At 70.7% G+C, this 13,984-nt stretch carries 16 protein-coding genes and 1 riboswitch; of the genes, 7 read left to right on the forward strand and 9 right to left on the reverse strand.

Going from position 1 to position 13,984, the window contains the following annotated elements:
- The first annotated feature begins 3 nt into the window (after positions 1 to 3).
- Both AC07FK_RS17355 and AC07FK_RS17360 read left to right on the forward strand, forming a co-directional pair.
- Complete coding sequence (locus AC07FK_RS17355; protein WP_479105721.1) at positions 4 to 669, forward strand: HD domain-containing protein; 666 nt, start codon at positions 4 to 6, stop codon at positions 667 to 669.
- 165 nt (positions 670 to 834) lie between these two features.
- Complete coding sequence (locus tag AC07FK_RS17360) at positions 835 to 2,082, forward strand: Cmx/CmrA family chloramphenicol efflux MFS transporter (RefSeq protein WP_479105873.1); 1,248 nt, start codon at positions 835 to 837, stop codon at positions 2,080 to 2,082.
- A 193-nt stretch (positions 2,083 to 2,275) separates the two neighbouring features.
- Here AC07FK_RS17360 and AC07FK_RS17365 read toward each other — a convergent pair whose 3' ends face one another.
- Together AC07FK_RS17365 and AC07FK_RS17370 are read right to left on the reverse strand one after the other, a co-directional pair.
- Positions 2,276 to 2,545 carry a DUF4031 domain-containing protein gene (locus AC07FK_RS17365; protein ID WP_479105722.1) on the reverse strand — a complete coding sequence of 90 codons (270 nt, stop codon included), beginning with the start codon at positions 2,543 to 2,545 and terminating at the stop codon, positions 2,276 to 2,278.
- A complete protein-coding gene (locus tag AC07FK_RS17370) occupies positions 2,542 to 2,901 on the reverse strand; it encodes a hypothetical protein (protein ID WP_479105723.1) in 360 nt (119 codons plus the stop codon). Before AC07FK_RS17370 ends, AC07FK_RS17365 begins: the two co-directional genes overlap by 4 nt.
- A gap of 104 nt (positions 2,902 to 3,005) precedes the next feature.
- Between AC07FK_RS17370 and AC07FK_RS17375 the strand changes: the two genes are divergently transcribed.
- Genes AC07FK_RS17375 through AC07FK_RS17385 form a run of 3 tightly spaced genes read left to right on the forward strand, consistent with a single transcriptional unit; the run spans position 3,006 to position 6,489 of the window.
- A complete protein-coding gene (locus AC07FK_RS17375; RefSeq protein WP_479105724.1) occupies positions 3,006 to 3,932 on the forward strand; it encodes a MurR/RpiR family transcriptional regulator in 927 nt (308 codons plus the stop codon).
- 60 nt (positions 3,933 to 3,992) lie between these two features.
- Complete coding sequence (gene murQ / locus AC07FK_RS17380; protein WP_479105725.1) at positions 3,993 to 4,940, forward strand: N-acetylmuramic acid 6-phosphate etherase; 948 nt, start codon at positions 3,993 to 3,995, stop codon at positions 4,938 to 4,940.
- 40 nt (positions 4,941 to 4,980) lie between these two features.
- Positions 4,981 to 6,489 (forward strand): PTS transporter subunit EIIC, encoded by a 1,509-nt coding sequence (locus tag AC07FK_RS17385; protein ID WP_479105726.1) that lies wholly within the window; start codon positions 4,981 to 4,983, stop codon positions 6,487 to 6,489.
- 80 nt (positions 6,490 to 6,569) lie between these two features.
- Here AC07FK_RS17385 and AC07FK_RS17390 read toward each other — a convergent pair whose 3' ends face one another.
- Together AC07FK_RS17390 and AC07FK_RS17395 are read right to left on the reverse strand one after the other, a co-directional pair.
- The gene (locus AC07FK_RS17390) at positions 6,570 to 6,791 is read right to left on the reverse strand and encodes a hypothetical protein (RefSeq protein WP_453403206.1); all 222 of its coding nucleotides are present in this window, start codon (positions 6,789 to 6,791) and stop codon (positions 6,570 to 6,572) included.
- Positions 6,788 to 7,003, reverse strand: a complete 216-nt coding sequence (locus AC07FK_RS17395; protein ID WP_479105727.1) for a hypothetical protein — start codon at positions 7,001 to 7,003, stop codon at positions 6,788 to 6,790. Before AC07FK_RS17395 ends, AC07FK_RS17390 begins: the two co-directional genes overlap by 4 nt.
- Positions 7,004 to 7,118: 115 nt before the next feature.
- Here AC07FK_RS17395 and AC07FK_RS17400 point away from each other — a divergent pair, with 115 nt between their 5' ends.
- Complete coding sequence (locus AC07FK_RS17400; RefSeq protein ID WP_479105728.1) at positions 7,119 to 7,958, forward strand: helix-turn-helix domain-containing protein; 840 nt, start codon at positions 7,119 to 7,121, stop codon at positions 7,956 to 7,958.
- On the forward strand, positions 7,942 to 8,148 hold the full coding sequence (locus tag AC07FK_RS17405) for a DUF397 domain-containing protein (RefSeq protein WP_479105729.1): 207 nt from the start codon (positions 7,942 to 7,944) through the stop codon (positions 8,146 to 8,148). The genes AC07FK_RS17400 and AC07FK_RS17405 overlap by 17 nt, the downstream gene beginning before the upstream one ends.
- Before the next feature lie 71 nt (positions 8,149 to 8,219).
- Here the strand turns inward: AC07FK_RS17405 and AC07FK_RS17410 are convergent, their stop codons facing one another.
- The 5 genes from AC07FK_RS17410 to thrC all read right to left on the reverse strand — a co-directional run bounded on the left by AC07FK_RS17410 (position 8,220) and on the right by thrC (position 13,762).
- Positions 8,220 to 9,383 carry a S8 family peptidase gene (locus tag AC07FK_RS17410; protein WP_479105874.1) on the reverse strand — a complete coding sequence of 388 codons (1,164 nt, stop codon included), beginning with the start codon at positions 9,381 to 9,383 and terminating at the stop codon, positions 8,220 to 8,222.
- 194 nt (positions 9,384 to 9,577) lie between these two features.
- A complete protein-coding gene (gene groL / locus AC07FK_RS17415) occupies positions 9,578 to 11,200 on the reverse strand; it encodes a chaperonin GroEL (protein ID WP_479105730.1) in 1,623 nt (540 codons plus the stop codon).
- Positions 11,201 to 11,515: 315 nt separating this feature from the next.
- The gene (locus AC07FK_RS17420) at positions 11,516 to 11,719 is read right to left on the reverse strand and encodes a cold-shock protein (protein ID WP_005315736.1); all 204 of its coding nucleotides are present in this window, start codon (positions 11,717 to 11,719) and stop codon (positions 11,516 to 11,518) included.
- 448 nt (positions 11,720 to 12,167) lie between these two features.
- Entirely contained in the window at positions 12,168 to 12,443 is a 276-nt protein-coding gene (locus AC07FK_RS17425; protein ID WP_453403211.1) for a MoaD/ThiS family protein, read from the reverse strand.
- Positions 12,440 to 13,762: a threonine synthase gene (gene thrC, locus AC07FK_RS17430; protein WP_479105731.1), complete on the reverse strand. Its 1,323-nt coding sequence runs from the start codon at positions 13,760 to 13,762 to the stop codon at positions 12,440 to 12,442. The genes AC07FK_RS17425 and thrC overlap by 4 nt, the downstream gene beginning before the upstream one ends.
- Positions 13,756 to 13,883: riboswitch (SAM riboswitch) on the reverse strand. (Overlaps the previous gene by 7 nt.)
- Positions 13,884 to 13,984 lie beyond the last annotated feature (101 nt).

Consider the following 13,984-nt stretch of genomic DNA (forward strand, 5'->3'; position numbering starts at 1 on the left):
CCCATGAACGCCACGGCCGCCGCCCCGCCGCACCCCGCGCACGACGACCTGGTCCGCCGCTGGCTGGACACGCTGCCGGCCGGCGGGGAGCTGTCCGCCGATCCGCGCCCGTACGCCGAGAACCTCCTCGCCCGCTGGGCCGAACCGCAGCGGCGCTACCACCGCACCGACCACCTGGTCGCGGTCCTCGGCCACCTGGACACGCTGGCCGGCCACGCCGACGACCCGGCCGCCGTGCGCCTCGCGGCCTGGTTCCACGACGCGGTGTACCGCCCCGACCGCTCCGAGAACGAGGAGCGCAGCGCCCTCCTCGCCGAGCGCGCGCTGGCCGAGCTGGGGCTCGACGAGGCCCGTACGGCCGAGGTGGCCCGCCTGGTCCGCCTCACCGCCACCCACGACCCGGCCCCGGGCGACGCCAACGGCGAGGCGCTCTGCGACGCGGACCTGGCGATCCTGGCCGCCGCCCCCGCGCCGTACGCCGCCTACGCGGCGGCGGTCCGCGAGGAGTACGGCTTCGTTCCCGACGACGCGTTCCGCGAGGGGCGTGCGGCGGTCCTGCGGCAGCTCCTGGGCCTGCCGACGCTCTTCCGTACGCCGCACGGGCGGGCGGAGTGGGAGGAGCGGGCGCGCCAGAACCTGACGACCGAGCTGGACCTGCTCACAGTCTGAGCGGCACGGGCGGCACCAGGCACCAGGCACCAGGCACAACGCGGACGCGGAGCAGCACCCGGCGACGGGCCCGGCCGCACCCCGGCCACCCGCCGCCCGGGAATGCGAGCCGCGCCGGCGGTGTTCTCCCCTGTCATGCCCGACTCTGCCGACCGACGCACCCGCATGCCCCTCGCCGTCTACATCCTCGGCCTGGCGGTCTTCGCCCTCGGCACCAGCGAATTCATGCTGTCCGGGCTGCTGCCGCCGATCGCCGCCGACATGGACGTCTCGATCCCCCAGGCCGGGCTCCTGATCTCGGCCTTCGCCATCGGCATGGTGATCGGCGCACCCCTGCTGGCCGTCGCCACCCTGCGCCTTCCCCGCCGTACGACCCTGATCACCCTGATCACGGTCTTCGGCCTCGGGCAGGTCGCCGGCGCGCTCGCCCCCTCGTACGAGCTGCTGTTCGCCTCACGCGTCGTGAGCGCGTTCGCGTGCGCCGGGTTCTGGGCGGTGGGCGCGGCGGTCGCCATCGCGATGGTGCCGGTGAACGCGCGGGCGCGGGCGATGGCCGTGATGATCGGCGGGCTCAGCATCGCGAACGTCCTGGGCGTCCCGGCCGGGGCGTTCCTCGGCGAGCACCTCGGTTGGCGCTCGGCGTTCTGGGCGGTGGGCGCGGCCTCCGCGCTCGCACTGGTGGGCGTCGTGACGTCGATCCCCCGCATCCCGCTCCCGGTGGAGAAGCCGCGGCTCGGGCGGGAACTGGCGATCTACCGCGACGGCCAGGTCTGGCTCGCCATCACGATCACGGCGCTCGCGGCGGGCGGCGTCTTCTGCGCCTTCAGCTACCTCGCGCCGCTGCTCACGGACGTGGCGGGCCTCGAAGCGGGCTGGGTGCCCACGGTCCTGGCGCTGTTCGGCATCGGCGCACTGGTGGGTACGACGGTGGGCGGGCGGGTCGCGGACGCGCACCTCTTCGGCGTACTGATCAGCGGCATCGCGGCGTCGACGGTTTTCCTCGTCGTACTGGCCCTCTTCGCGTCCGGCGCGGCGGTGGCCGTGGCGCTGTCGTTCCTGCTCGGCCTCTCGGCGTTCTACACGGCGCCCGCGCTCAACGCCCGCATGTTCAACGTCGCGGGCGCGGCCCCGACGCTGGCCGGGGCGACGACGACGGCGGCGTTCAACCTGGGCAACACGGGCGGCCCGTGGCTGGGCGGCACCGTGATCGACGCGGGCTTCGGCTTCTCGTCCACGGCGTGGGCGGGCGCGGCGATGACCGTGCTCGCGCTGGTGGCGGTGGTCTTCTCGCTGCGGCTCCAGCGGTCGCGCTCCCGCCTGGTGGCGTCCTCGGCCACGGCACCGACACCGGCACCGGCACCGGCACCGGCACCGGCACCGGCACCGGAAGCCGTACCCACCGAGCGGGCCTGACACCGGCCCTGCCCCTTCACCGGGTTGGTGCGTCGGCCACTCGGTCCCCGTTCACCGAGCCTCAGAACGGCGCGTACAAGCACAGTGAGCGGGCCGCCTTCGGCGAGCAGGTACGCCTCCCCGAGCCCTTCGGCGGGCTGCTGGACACCGGCGCCTTCCCGGTCTGATCGGGCGGCCGCCCCTAGGCCGGCCCCTACGCCTCCGGCCGTCCCTTCGGCCGCCGCAGCCCCGCCGCCGTGATCCGGCGTACGAGCTCCTTCGAGCCCACCTCCACCGCCCCGGCCGCCACGGCGTCCGCGTACCGCACGTCCGGTACGTCGTAGTGGTCCCGCTCGAACGCCTTCGGCGGGCAGCCGATCGACGCCGCGAACGCGTGCAGCTCCTCGAACGAGACGTCGCTCACCAGGTGCGACCACATCCGCCCGTGCCCCGGCCACGTCGGCGGGTCGATGTAGACCGTCACCGCAGGCTGCCGACCGGCGCCACGATCACGGACGACTTCGCGCACACCCAGTGCGGGTCGGGCCCCAGCTCGGGTGCGACGTCCAGCGCGTGCGGCTCCACGTCCGTGCACACCGGGCAGACGGGCCAGCGGCCGTACTTCTCGAGCAGCGCGTCCTGCACGTCCTGGGCGATCAGCCCCGTGACGTACTCCGCGCCCTCGGGCCACTGCTCCACCCACCACCGGCGGTGCACCACCGCGTCCTCGACCATCGACACGACATCGGCCCGGGCCACCTCCCGGGCCGCGAGGTCCGCCATGACCAGCGCGCGGGCGGCGTGCAACGCCTGTTCCAGCGGGGAGGGAATCGGGTCCATGCAGCCATTGTCGCGCGCCGGGCCCACGCCCCCGCGAAGCCCCGTCGACGGCCCCCGCGGAACGTGGGGTTGACGACCCACCCGCCCGAAAATATCTTTCATTCGTGACCAACCCCGTGAAGGAAAGTTTCACCAACGCCGCCGCCCCGCCGGCCCCCGCCGCCCTTGCGGCCAAGGTCCGCACCCTCGCCCCCTCCATGACCCGCTCCATGCAGCGCGTCGCGGAAGCCGTCGCCGCCGACCCGGCCGGTTGCGCCGCCCTCACGGTCACCGGCCTCGCGGAGCTCACCGGCACCAGCGAGGCCACCGTCGTCCGCACCGCCCGCCTCCTGGGCTACCCGGGCTACCGCGACCTGCGCCTCGCGCTCGCCGGGCTCGCCGCCCAGCAGCAGTCCGGCCGCGCGCCCGCCGTGACCGCCGACATCGCCGTCGACGACCCGATCGCCGACGTCGTCGCCAAGCTGGCGTACGACGAGCAGCAGACCCTCGCCGACACCGCCGCCGGCCTCGACACCGTCCAGCTCGGCGCGGCCGTCACCGCCCTCGCCACCGCCCGCCGCATCGACATCTACGGCGTCGGAGCCTCCTCCCTCGTCGGCATGGACCTCGCCCAGAAGCTGCTGCGCATCGGCCTCATCGCGCACGCCCACACCGACCCGCACCTCGCCGTCACCAACGCCGTCCAGCTCCGCGCCGGCGACGTGGCGATAGCCATCACGCACTCCGGCTCGACCGGCGACGCCATCGAGCCGCTGCGCGTCGCCTTCGACCGGGGAGCCACCACGGTCGCGATCACGGGACGCCCGGACGGGCCCGTGTCGCAGTACGCCGACCACGTCCTCACCACGTCGACGGCCCGCGAGAGCGAACTGCGCCCGGCGGCCATGTCCAGCCGTACGAGCCAGCTCCTCGTCGTGGACTGCCTGTTCATAGGCGTCGCCCAGCGCACGTACGACACGGCGGCGCCCGCCCTCGCCGCCTCCTACGAGGCCCTCGCCCACCGCCACGCACCCCGCGGCGGCAGCCGCTAGCGGCGGCGAGGACCAGCACGGCACGGATCCGCAGTACGACGAGAAAGAGCCGCACTCCCGATGACCTCCACCTCCCACCCGTACGGCGAACTGCGCGCCCAGCTCGCCACCCTCACCACCGAGGCGTTCCGCCCCGAGCTCGCCGACATCGACCGGCTCCCGACGGCCGAGATCGCCCGGATCATGAACGGCGAGGACCGTTCCGTCCCCGAGGCCGTCGCCGCCCGGCTCCCCGAGATCGCCGCCGCCATCGACGCCACCGCCGCGCGTATGGCCCGCGGCGGCCGTCTCGTCTACGCGGGCGCCGGCACGGCGGGGCGGCTCGGCGTGCTGGACGCCAGTGAGTGCCCGCCGACCTTCAACACCGACCCGTCCCAGGTCGTCGGCCTGATCGCCGGCGGCCCCACCGCGATGATCAAGGCGGTCGAGGGCGCCGAGGACTCGAAGGAACTGGCGGCGGCCGACCTGGACGCGCTGGGCCTGACCCCGGACGACACCGTCGTCGGCATCTCCGCCTCCGGCCGCACCCCGTACGCGATCGGCGCCGTCGAGCACGCCCGCCGCACCGGCGCCCTCACCGTCGGCCTCTCCTGCAACGCGGACAGCGCCCTGGGGGCCGCCGCCGAGCACGGCCTGGAGATCGTCGTCGGACCCGAGCTCCTCACCGGCTCCACCCGCCTCAAGGCGGGCACCGCACAGAAGCTCGTCCTCAACATGATCTCGACGATCACGATGATCCGGCTCGGCAAGACGTACGGAAACCTCATGGTCGACGTACGCGCCTCCAACGAGAAGCTGCGCGCCCGCTCCCGCCGCATCGTCGCGCTCGCCACCGGCGCGCCGGACGAGGAGATCGAGGCCGCCCTCACCGCCACCGACGGAGAGGTGAAGAACGCCATCCTGGTGCTCCTCGGGTCGGTCGACGGCCCCACCGCCGCCGCCCTGCTCGACGAAGCGCGGGGGCACTTGCGCGTGGCGCTGCGGGCCGCCGCCGCCAGTACCGCCTGAACTGGTAGCACCACCCCCGCACAGCAAGGCACCACGCACCATGACAGAGAACAAGAACCGCGCCACCGCCGCCGCGATCCTTCCGCTCGTCGGAGGCGCGGGGAACATCACCTCCATCGCCCACTGCATGACCCGCCTCCGGCTGGGTCTGCGCGACCGCTCCCTCGTCCAGGACGAACGGCTGGCGGCCCTCCCCGCCGTCCTCGGCGTGGTCGAGGACAGCACCTACCAGATCGTCCTCGGCCCCGGCACGGTCGCCCGGGTCACCCCGGAGTTCGAGGCCCTGGTCCAGGAGGAACGCGCGGCCGCCCCGGCCGCCCCCCTCACCGCCGGCGACCTCGCCGCCCAGGGCGAAGCCATCCGGGCCGAACGCAAGGCGCGCAACGCCACCCCCTTCAAGCTCTTCCTGCGCAGGATCGCGAACATCTTCGTCCCGCTGATCCCCGCCCTCATCGGCTGCGGCGTCATCGCCGGCTTCAACGGCCTCCTGGTCAACCTCGGGCTGCTTCCCGCCGTCACCCCCGCCCTCGCCGCGATCGCCACCGGCTTCATGGCCCTGATCGCCGTCTTCGTCGGCCTCAACACCGCGAAGGAGTTCGGCGGTACGCCGATCCTGGGCGGAGCGGTTGCCGCGATCATCGTCTTCCCGGGCGTCGCGAAGGCCGACGCGTTCGGCCAGTCGCTCTCGCCCGGCCAGGGCGGAGTGCTCGGCGCGCTCGGCGCGGCGGTGCTGGCGGTGTACGTCGAGAAGTGGTGCCGCCGGTGGGTCCCCGAAGCCCTGGACGTCCTGGTCACACCGACCCTCACGGTCCTGATCTCCGGTCTCGTCACCGTTTTCGGCCTGATGTTCCTGGCCGGTGAGGTCGCCACCGCCATCGGCCACTTCGCCGACTGGCTGCTGTCCACCGGCGGCGCGGCGGCCGGGTTCGTGCTCGGCGGGCTGTTCCTGCCCCTGGTCATGCTCGGCCTGCACCAGGCCCTCATCCCGATCCACACCACCCTCATCGAGCAGCAGGGCTTCACCGTCCTCCTCCCGATCCTCGCCATGGCCGGCGCGGGCCAGGTCGGCGCGGCCGTCGCGGTGTACGTCCGCCTCCCCCGCAACGGGTCCGTCCGACGCACCATCAAGTCGGCACTCCCCGCCGGTTTCCTGGGCGTGGGCGAGCCCCTCATCTACGGCGTCTCGCTGCCCCTCGGCCGCCCGTTCGTCACCGCCTGCGTCGGCGGCGCGTTCGGCGGCGGCGTCGTCGGCCTGTTCAACCAGCTCGGCGACTCCTTCGGCTCCACCGCCATCGGCCCGTCCGGCTGGGCCCTGTTCCCCCTCCTGGCCGGAAACCAGGGCATGGGCGTGATGGTCGCGGTGTACGCCGGCGGACTGGCCGTCGGTTACGCCGCCGGGTTCCTGGCCACGTACTTCTTCGGCTTCAGCCGGCAGATGCTCACCGACCTGAACGCGGACGACGACGCCGGCAGCGGCCTGATCGCCGCCTCCGGCACCCCGGCCCCGCCCTCTCCGGGCGCCTCCGAGAAGGCGCCCGCCGCACTCTGACCCACCACCTCACCGCGACCGCGAGCGCGAGCGCCCGATGGCGGCACCCCGCACGGGGTGCTGCCGTCGTGCGCCACGCCTCACGGCAGCCGGCCCTCCGCGTTGATCTCTCTCACCCGCGCTCTCAGCACCTCCCCGAGCGCGACCGGCCGCACGTCCTGTGGCGGACAGTCCCACTCCTTGCCGCCACCGGGCGGTCGTAGCTGTACGTAAGTGCCCACCCGGCCCATGACCCGGCCCACCCGCCCGTCCCGGACGTCCACGGCGTACGCCCCCGCCTCCGGCGGCTCCCCCTCCGTCACGCCTTCAGCCCCTGGAGTACGGCGGCGAGCCGCAGCGCGGTGTCCAGATTGCAGCGCCCCAGGTCCACCAGCGGATACGGGGCCTCGCTCGCCAGCGACACCACGTCCACCCGCAGCGACGGCAGCGTCACCTCCACCACCCCGAGCCCATTCCGCAACTGGGCCACCACTTCTTCCGCGGCCCGCAGCCGCTCCGGCGATCGCACCACCATGTCCAGGCACCTCCACACGCTGAGTGTTCGCTTTCCTCACACAGAGTGGCCGATCGAGCACTACCGTGGGGCCGAAGGCGGCCCAACAACCCCATATGTACGACAGGGAGTTGCCATGCCCGGCCCAAAGGACCTCGACCCGTCGTCCTCTCCACGTGCCCTGCTGGGCGCGGAACTGCGCCACGCGCGCGAGAAAGTGGGACTCACTCAGGAGGAACTCGGCCAGCCGCTCTTCGTGAGCGGCTCGTTCATCGGCCAGCTGGAGGCGGGCACGCGGCGCATGATGCCGGAGTACGCCGTGAAGATGGACGAGATCCTGGAGACGGGCGGATTCTTCGCACGGAACTGCAGGGCGGCCACGAAATCGAAGTACCCCGACCACTTCGCGGAAGCCGCCGAGGCGGAGGCGATCGCGACGGCGATCAAGGAGTACGCGCCACTGCTGATCCCGGGCCTGCTGCAGACGGAGCCGTACGCACGGGCGGTCTTCCGCGCGTACCAGCCGACGGCGACGGAAGAGGTGATCGACGGACTCGTGGCAGCGCGGCTGGAACGCGCTCACCTCCTGGACGACCCAACAAAGCCGCTGTTGTGGGTGGTTCTGGACGAGGCGGTACTGCGGCGGACGGTGGGCGACCGGGCAGGCATGGCCGGAGCGCTGCGCCACCTGGCAGAGATGGGCCGACACCACCGGGTCATCGTGCAGGTGCTGCCGTTCAAGGCGGGCGCCCATGCGGCGATGGGTGGGGCCATCAAGCTGATGAGCTTCGAAGACGCGCCGCCGCTGGCATATCTGGAAGGCCCGGGTACGGGCCGATTGGAAGACGATCCGGCTACAGTCGCCCGCCACCAACTGGCCTACGATCTGATTGGGGCCATGGCACTGTCACCCAAGGAATCCCTGGCTCTGATCACATCAGTGGCGGAGGATTACGCGCATGAAGAGCAGCCCTGAGTACGACCTGAGCGCGGCAACCTGGCACAAGTCCAGCTACAGCGACGGCAGCGGCGGCAACTGCCTGGAGGTCTCCGACAACGACCCCCGCATCGTCCCCGTCCGGGACTCCAAGAACCCCACCGGCCCGGTCCTCGTCTTCCCGGCCGAAGTCTGGTCCGCCTTCGTCAGCGGTCTCAAGCGGCGGTAGACGAAACCGCGCGACGACGCCTGCCCTCCACGCCGAGCCGGGGGTGGAGGGCAGGCTGCCACCGCAGGAGGTCAGAGACCGCCTGTGAACAGGAGTTTGTCGGGAGTGCCCGGGGTGACGCCCGACAGGACGTTCTTGGTGGACGTGGTGTCCAGCCACGCCGCGATCTCCTCCGTGGTGGCCGTGGGGTTGGTGCTGTTGTAGAGCAGAGCGGTGCCGGCCACGTGGGGTGAGGCCATGGACGTACCGTTCAGGGCGACGCTGCCGCCGCCGAGTTTGGCGGAGACGATCTCGGTGCCCGGCGCGTAGAGCTCCACGCAGGTGCCGTGGTTGGAGAAGGGTGCCTCCGCGTCGGCGCGGTCGGACGCGGCTACGGTGACCACCCGTTCGGCAGAGGCCGGGGAGACGGTGCAGGCGTCCTTCGAGTCGTTGCCCGCCGCCATGATCGGCAGGACACCGCTGTTCGCGAGGGCGTCGGCGGCGTTGTTCACCAGGTCCGACTTGGGGCCGCCGAGCGACGCGTTGAGCACGGCCGGCTTCTCGGGATCCCGTGCCGCGTGGGAGGCCGCCCATTCGAGCCCGGCGACGACCGTGGCGTTGCTGCCGTTGCCCTCGCAGTCGATGACGCGGACGCTGTAGAGCTGCGCACGGCGTGCCACACCGTAGGTCGCGCCTCCCACCGTGCCCGCGACATGGGTGCCGTGCCCCTGGCAGTCCCGCCCGAAGCGCCCCTCGCCCTGGAACGCGTCGAAGCCGAACCGCGCGCGGCCGCCGAACTCGGCGTGGTGGTAGTCGATGCCGGTGTCGAGGATGTACGCGACCCCTCCGGCGCCGGTGGCGGTGGCGGTGAACTGGTTGTCGAGCGGCAGTGCGCGCTGGTCGATCCGGTCCAGGCCCCAGGAGGCGGCGGGCCCCTTCACGGTGACCTTGGCGTCCTGCTCCACGGCGGCCACGTGCGGATCGGCCCGCACGAGCTTCAGTTGGGCGTCGGTCAGCTTGGCGGCGAACCCGTGCATGACCTTGGTGAAACTGAACAGCGGCGTCACGCCCGCCTGGCTCGCCACTTTGGCGACGTCGGACGCGGGTTTCGTTTCGACGAGGTACTGACCCGGGACGGCCTGGTCCACGAGTCTGAGCGGCGCGGGCGTCGAGCGGTCGGGCTCCGCCGCGGAGGCGGACAACGGTCCTACGGTCGCCAGGACAGCCGTGGCGGCGGCCGCGAGGGCGATCCTCATGGAATTCGGCATGGTCACGATGGCACCATGCAGAAACGATCAAGCGCAATCACTCGCCGTGGTGGTTTGAATACATTCAGTAAGTGCACCGAAGTGGGTGAACGCAGAACGCCCGAGGGCGGCACCCCCGCAGTGGGAGTGCCGCCCTCGGTCGCGTACGGCAGTACGCGAATGGAGTCGCTGATCCTGACGGATCAGAAGTCCATGTCACCGCCCGGCATGCCGCCGCCTGCGGGGGCACCGGCCTTCTCGGGCTTGTCGGCGATGACCGCCTCCGTGGTGAGGAACAGCGCGGCGATGGACGCGGCGTTCTGCAGCGCGGAACGCGTGACCTTCGCCGGGTCGATGATGCCCTCGGCGATCATGTCGACGTACTCGCCGGTCGCGGCGTTCAGGCCGTGGCCGAGCGGCAGGTTGCGCACCTTCTCGACGATGACGCCGCCCTCGAGACCACCGTTGACGGCGATCTGCTTCAGCGGAGCCTCCAGCGCGAGCTTCACGGCGTTGGCGCCGGTCGCCTCGTCGCCCTGGAGCTCGAGCTTCTCGAAGACGGCCGTGGCCTGGAGCAGCGCCACGCCACCACCGGCGACGATGCCCTCCTCGACGGCGGCCTTGGCGTTGCGCACCGCGTCCTCGATGCGGTGCTTGCGCTCCTTGAGCTCGACCTCGGTGGCGGCGCCGGCCTTGATGACGGCAACGCCGCCGGCAAGCTTCGCCAGACGCTCCTGGAGCTTCTCGCGGTCGTAGTCCGAGTCGGAGTTCTCGATCTCGGCACGGATCTGGTTGACGCGACCCTGGACCTGGTCGCTGTCACCGGCGCCGTCGACGATCGTGGTCTCGTCCTTGGTGATGACGACCTTGCGGGCGCGGCCGAGCAGGTCGAGACCGGCGTTCTCCAGCTTGAGGCCGACCTCCTCGGAGATGACGGTGCCACCGGTGAGGATGGCGATGTCGCCGAGCATGGCCTTGCGGCGGTCACCGAAGCCCGGAGCCTTGACGGCGACGGACTTGAAGGTGCCACGGATCTTGTTGACGACGAGCGTGGACAGCGCCTCGCCCTCGACGTCCTCCGCGATGATCAGCAGCGGCTTGCCCGACTGCATGACCTTCTCCAGCAGCGGAAGGAGGTCCTTCACGTTGGAGATCTTGGAGTTGACGATCAGGATGTACGGGTCGTCGAGCGACGACTCCATGCGCTCCATGTCGGTGGCGAAGTACGCCGAGATGTAGCCCTTGTCGAAGCGCATGCCCTCGGTGAGCTCGAGCTCGAGCCCGAAGGTCTGCGACTCCTCGACGGTGATGACGCCTTCCTTGCCGACCTTGTCCATCGCCTCGGCGATGAGCTCGCCGATCTGGGTGTCGGCGGCGGAGATGGAGGCCGTAGAAGCGATCTGCTCCTTGGTCTCCACGTCCTTGGCCTGCTCAAGGAGAGCGGCGGAGACGGCCTCGACGGCCTTCTCGATGCCGCGCTTGAGGGCCATCGGGTTGGCGCCGGCGGCGACGTTGCGCAGGCCCTCGCGGACCAGAGCCTGGGCGAGGACAGTCGCGGTCGTCGTACCGTCACCGGCGACGTCGTCGGTCTTCTTCGCGACTTCCTTGACCAGCTCGGCGCCGATCTTCTCGTACGGGTCCTCGAGCTCGATCTCCTTGGCGATGGAAACACCATCGTTGGTGATCGTGGGGGCGCCCCACTTCTTCTCGAGGACGACGTTACGGCCCTTGGGGCCGAGGGTGACCTTGACGGCGTCGGCGAGCTGGTTCATCCCGCGCTCGAGACCGCGCCGTGCCTCCTCGTCGAACGCGATGATCTTGGCCATGTGAAGTGGTCCTCCCGGACTGGGGTGGATTCTCCGGACCGAGTGGCGCCCGCGACGGACGGCCAGCCTGCCTGGTGGTTTTCCTTGTCCCACCCGGCCTGCGGGCCTCACCGGCCCGGTCCTTCTGTCACTCTCGCTGGGAGAGTGCTAACAGTGCTAACGCCAATGATTAGCACTCGACCCCTTCGAGTGCAAGCGTCCCCCTCGGATGTGGACAGACGTCCGGAGGCGGCCCGGCACGCAGGAAGGGCCTGTACCCGGTGCGGGGTACAGACCCTTCATGCGTGAGTGCGTCGGTGGCCGATCGCGCCGAGATCAGACGGCGAGCTTGACCATGTCCGCCTGCGGACCCTTCTGGCCCTGCGAGATCTCGAATTCGACTCGCTGACCTTCTTCAAGGGTGCGGTACCCGTCCATCTGGATCGCGCTGTAGTGGACGAAAACATCCGCACCACCGTCGACCGCGATGAAGCCGTACCCCTTCTCCGCGTTGAACCACTTGACGGTGCCCTGAGCCATGCCTAACTCCCCTATTACTGGCCCTTGCACAGGACCGCACTTCGCGGGCCCTGGGTCAGACTCCTCCGCCCTCCGACAGGAGAGGGCGTGCGCCGGAACGCGTCGACCGCCGCTGAATGTATCTGCCCAACTGCCCTCTGCAACAGGTCAATCCGACGAGAAATCTGGGCATGGATGAACGCGCGAAAGCGAATAATCCTCAGGTTTCCCGGGCAAGTCGGTCCGGACAAGCCGCACACGGGCGGGCAATTCGGTCCGGTACTTTGACTGCTTCTCACCGCGCGGGGCCGCATTCTCATATGCGTCCGGCACAGGCGGTGGAGGGGGTTTCCCCAACTGTACCGCGCTCAACCATGCAGAATTGCCCCCTCCGCTTTCTGTGGCGGAGGGGGCAATCGACGTGCGGAGGAGTGCGTGAAGCGGAATCAGCCACTCGCTCGGCTGGAAATCAGCCTCCGGCGACGGCCGGAATGATCGAGACGCCGGCGCCGTCGGGCGTGGCGGTCTCCAGGCCCTGCTCGAAGCGCACGTCGTCGTCGTTGACGTACACGTTCACGAAGCGCCGCAGCTTGCCCTGGTCGTCCAGCACACGGGCCGCGATGCCCGCGTGGTTCTTCTCCAGGTCGGCGATGACGTCGGCGAGGGTCGCCCCCTCGGCCGCGACCTCGGCCTTGCCGTCCGTGTACGTACGGAGAATCGTCGGGATGCGGACGTTGACACTCATGCGAGGCCAGCCTCTCGGAAAGAGTCCAGGTTGGGGCGGATGACGGCGGACTGGCCCGTGGTCGGGGCCACCGCCTCGAGGGTCTTCAGGCCGTCGCCCGTGTTGAGCACGACGGTGGTGAGGGTGGGGTCCAGCAGCCCGGCCTCGATGAGCTTCTTCGTCACGCCGACGGTCACGCCGCCCGCGGTCTCCGCGAAGATGCCCTCCGTCTCGGCCAGCAGCTTGATCGACTCCACGACCTGCTCGTCGTTGACGTCCTCGACCGCGCCGCCCGTGCGCCGGGCGATGTCCAGAACGTACGGGCCGTCCGCCGGGTTGCCGATCGCGAGCGACTTGGCGATCGTGTTCGGCTTCTGCGGCCGTACGACGTCGTGCCCGGCCTTGAAGGCCGTCGACACCGGCGAGCAGCCCTCGGCCTGGGCGCCGAAGATCTTGTACGGCTTGTCCTCGACCAGACCCAGGGCGATGAGCTCCTTCAGCCCCTTGTCGATCTTCGTGAGCTGGGAGCCCGAGGCGATCGGGATGACGAGCTGGTCCGGCAGCTGCCAGCCGAGCTGCTCGCAGATCTCGTACGCCAGGGTCTTGGAGCCCTCGCCGTAGTACGGGCGCAGGTTGACGTTGACGAATCCCCAGCCCTCGCCCAGCGGGTCGCCGATGAGCTCCGAGCAGAAGCGGTTGACGTCGTCGTAGTTGCCCTCGATGCCGACCAGCTCGCCGCCGTAGACCGAGGCCATGACGACCTTGCCCTGCTCCAGGTCGTGCGGGATGAACACGCACGAGCGGAAACCTGCCCGCGCGGCGGCGGCGCCGACCGCGCCGGCGAGGTTGCCGGTGGAGGAGCAGGAGAGCGTCGTGAAGCCGAACGCTCGGGCGGCCTCGACGGCGATCGCGACGACACGGTCCTTGAAGGAGTGCGTCGGGTTGCCGGAGTCGTCCTTGACGTACAGAGCACCGGTGACGCCCAGCTCGCGGGCCAGGTTGTCGGCCTTGACGAGCTTGGTGAAGCCCGGGTTCAGACTCGGCTTGCCGGCCACGTCGGCGGGCACGGGCAGCAGGGGCGCGTACCGCCAGATGTTGTCCGGTCCGGCCTCGATCTGCTTGCGCAGGCGCTCCGTGTCACCGAGCGGCAGCTCGTAGGCGACTTCGAGCGGGCCGAAACAGGAAGAACACGCGAAGATGGGACCGAGTTCGAATCGTTCTCCGCACTCGCGGCAGGACAGCGCGGTGGCGGGGCCCAGGTCTACGGGCAGGGGATTCGTGGTGTTTGCATCGGCTTCAGCAGACTGCACAGCCATGGTGGCGAGGCCCTTTCTCCTCATCTTCCCCACGGCGCGTTTCGCCGTGAGACGGAATTGGCACCGTCCCCACCGTTACCTCGCGGTCGGCGGAATGGTTGCCGGGACTTCAACGGGCCGTTCCCTCAGTCCCTCTGGATGAGCGCTGTGGCGCCGGATCTGGACCCGGCGCGTTTGTCCCGCGGGCCCCCCGAGATGCGAGGGTCCTCCGCGTTGTTCAAGACTGTAACCGAACCCCCGGACGGT

It is taken from the genome of Streptomyces sp. NPDC046122, from assembly GCF_056429965.1.

Bases quoted from the DNA above. Each gene is read 5' to 3' on its own strand.
- AC07FK_RS17410 (WP_479105874.1), bottom strand. From the start codon at position 9,383: ATGAGGATCGCCCTCGCGGCCGCCGCCACGGCTGTCCTGGCGACCGTA.
- groL (WP_479105730.1), bottom strand. From the start codon at position 11,200: ATGGCCAAGATCATCGCGTTCGACGAGGAGGCACGGCGCGGTCTCGAG.
- AC07FK_RS17420 (WP_005315736.1), bottom strand. From the start codon at position 11,719: ATGGCTCAGGGCACCGTCAAGTGGTTCAACGCGGAGAAGGGGTACGGC.
- AC07FK_RS17370 (WP_479105723.1), bottom strand. From the start codon at position 2,901: ATGGACCCGATTCCCTCCCCGCTGGAACAGGCGTTGCACGCCGCCCGC.
- AC07FK_RS17400 (WP_479105728.1), top strand. From the start codon at position 7,119: ATGCCCGGCCCAAAGGACCTCGACCCGTCGTCCTCTCCACGTGCCCTG.
- AC07FK_RS17355 (WP_479105721.1), top strand. From the start codon at position 4: ATGAACGCCACGGCCGCCGCCCCGCCGCACCCCGCGCACGACGACCTG.
- AC07FK_RS17425 (WP_453403211.1), bottom strand. From the start codon at position 12,443: ATGAGTGTCAACGTCCGCATCCCGACGATTCTCCGTACGTACACGGAC.
- AC07FK_RS17385 (WP_479105726.1), top strand. From the start codon at position 4,981: ATGACAGAGAACAAGAACCGCGCCACCGCCGCCGCGATCCTTCCGCTC.
- AC07FK_RS17360 (WP_479105873.1), top strand. From the start codon at position 835: ATGCCCCTCGCCGTCTACATCCTCGGCCTGGCGGTCTTCGCCCTCGGC.
- AC07FK_RS17405 (WP_479105729.1), top strand. From the start codon at position 7,942: ATGAAGAGCAGCCCTGAGTACGACCTGAGCGCGGCAACCTGGCACAAG.
- thrC (WP_479105731.1), bottom strand. From the start codon at position 13,762: ATGAGGAGAAAGGGCCTCGCCACCATGGCTGTGCAGTCTGCTGAAGCC.
- AC07FK_RS17395 (WP_479105727.1), bottom strand. From the start codon at position 7,003: ATGGTGGTGCGATCGCCGGAGCGGCTGCGGGCCGCGGAAGAAGTGGTG.
- murQ (WP_479105725.1), top strand. From the start codon at position 3,993: ATGACCTCCACCTCCCACCCGTACGGCGAACTGCGCGCCCAGCTCGCC.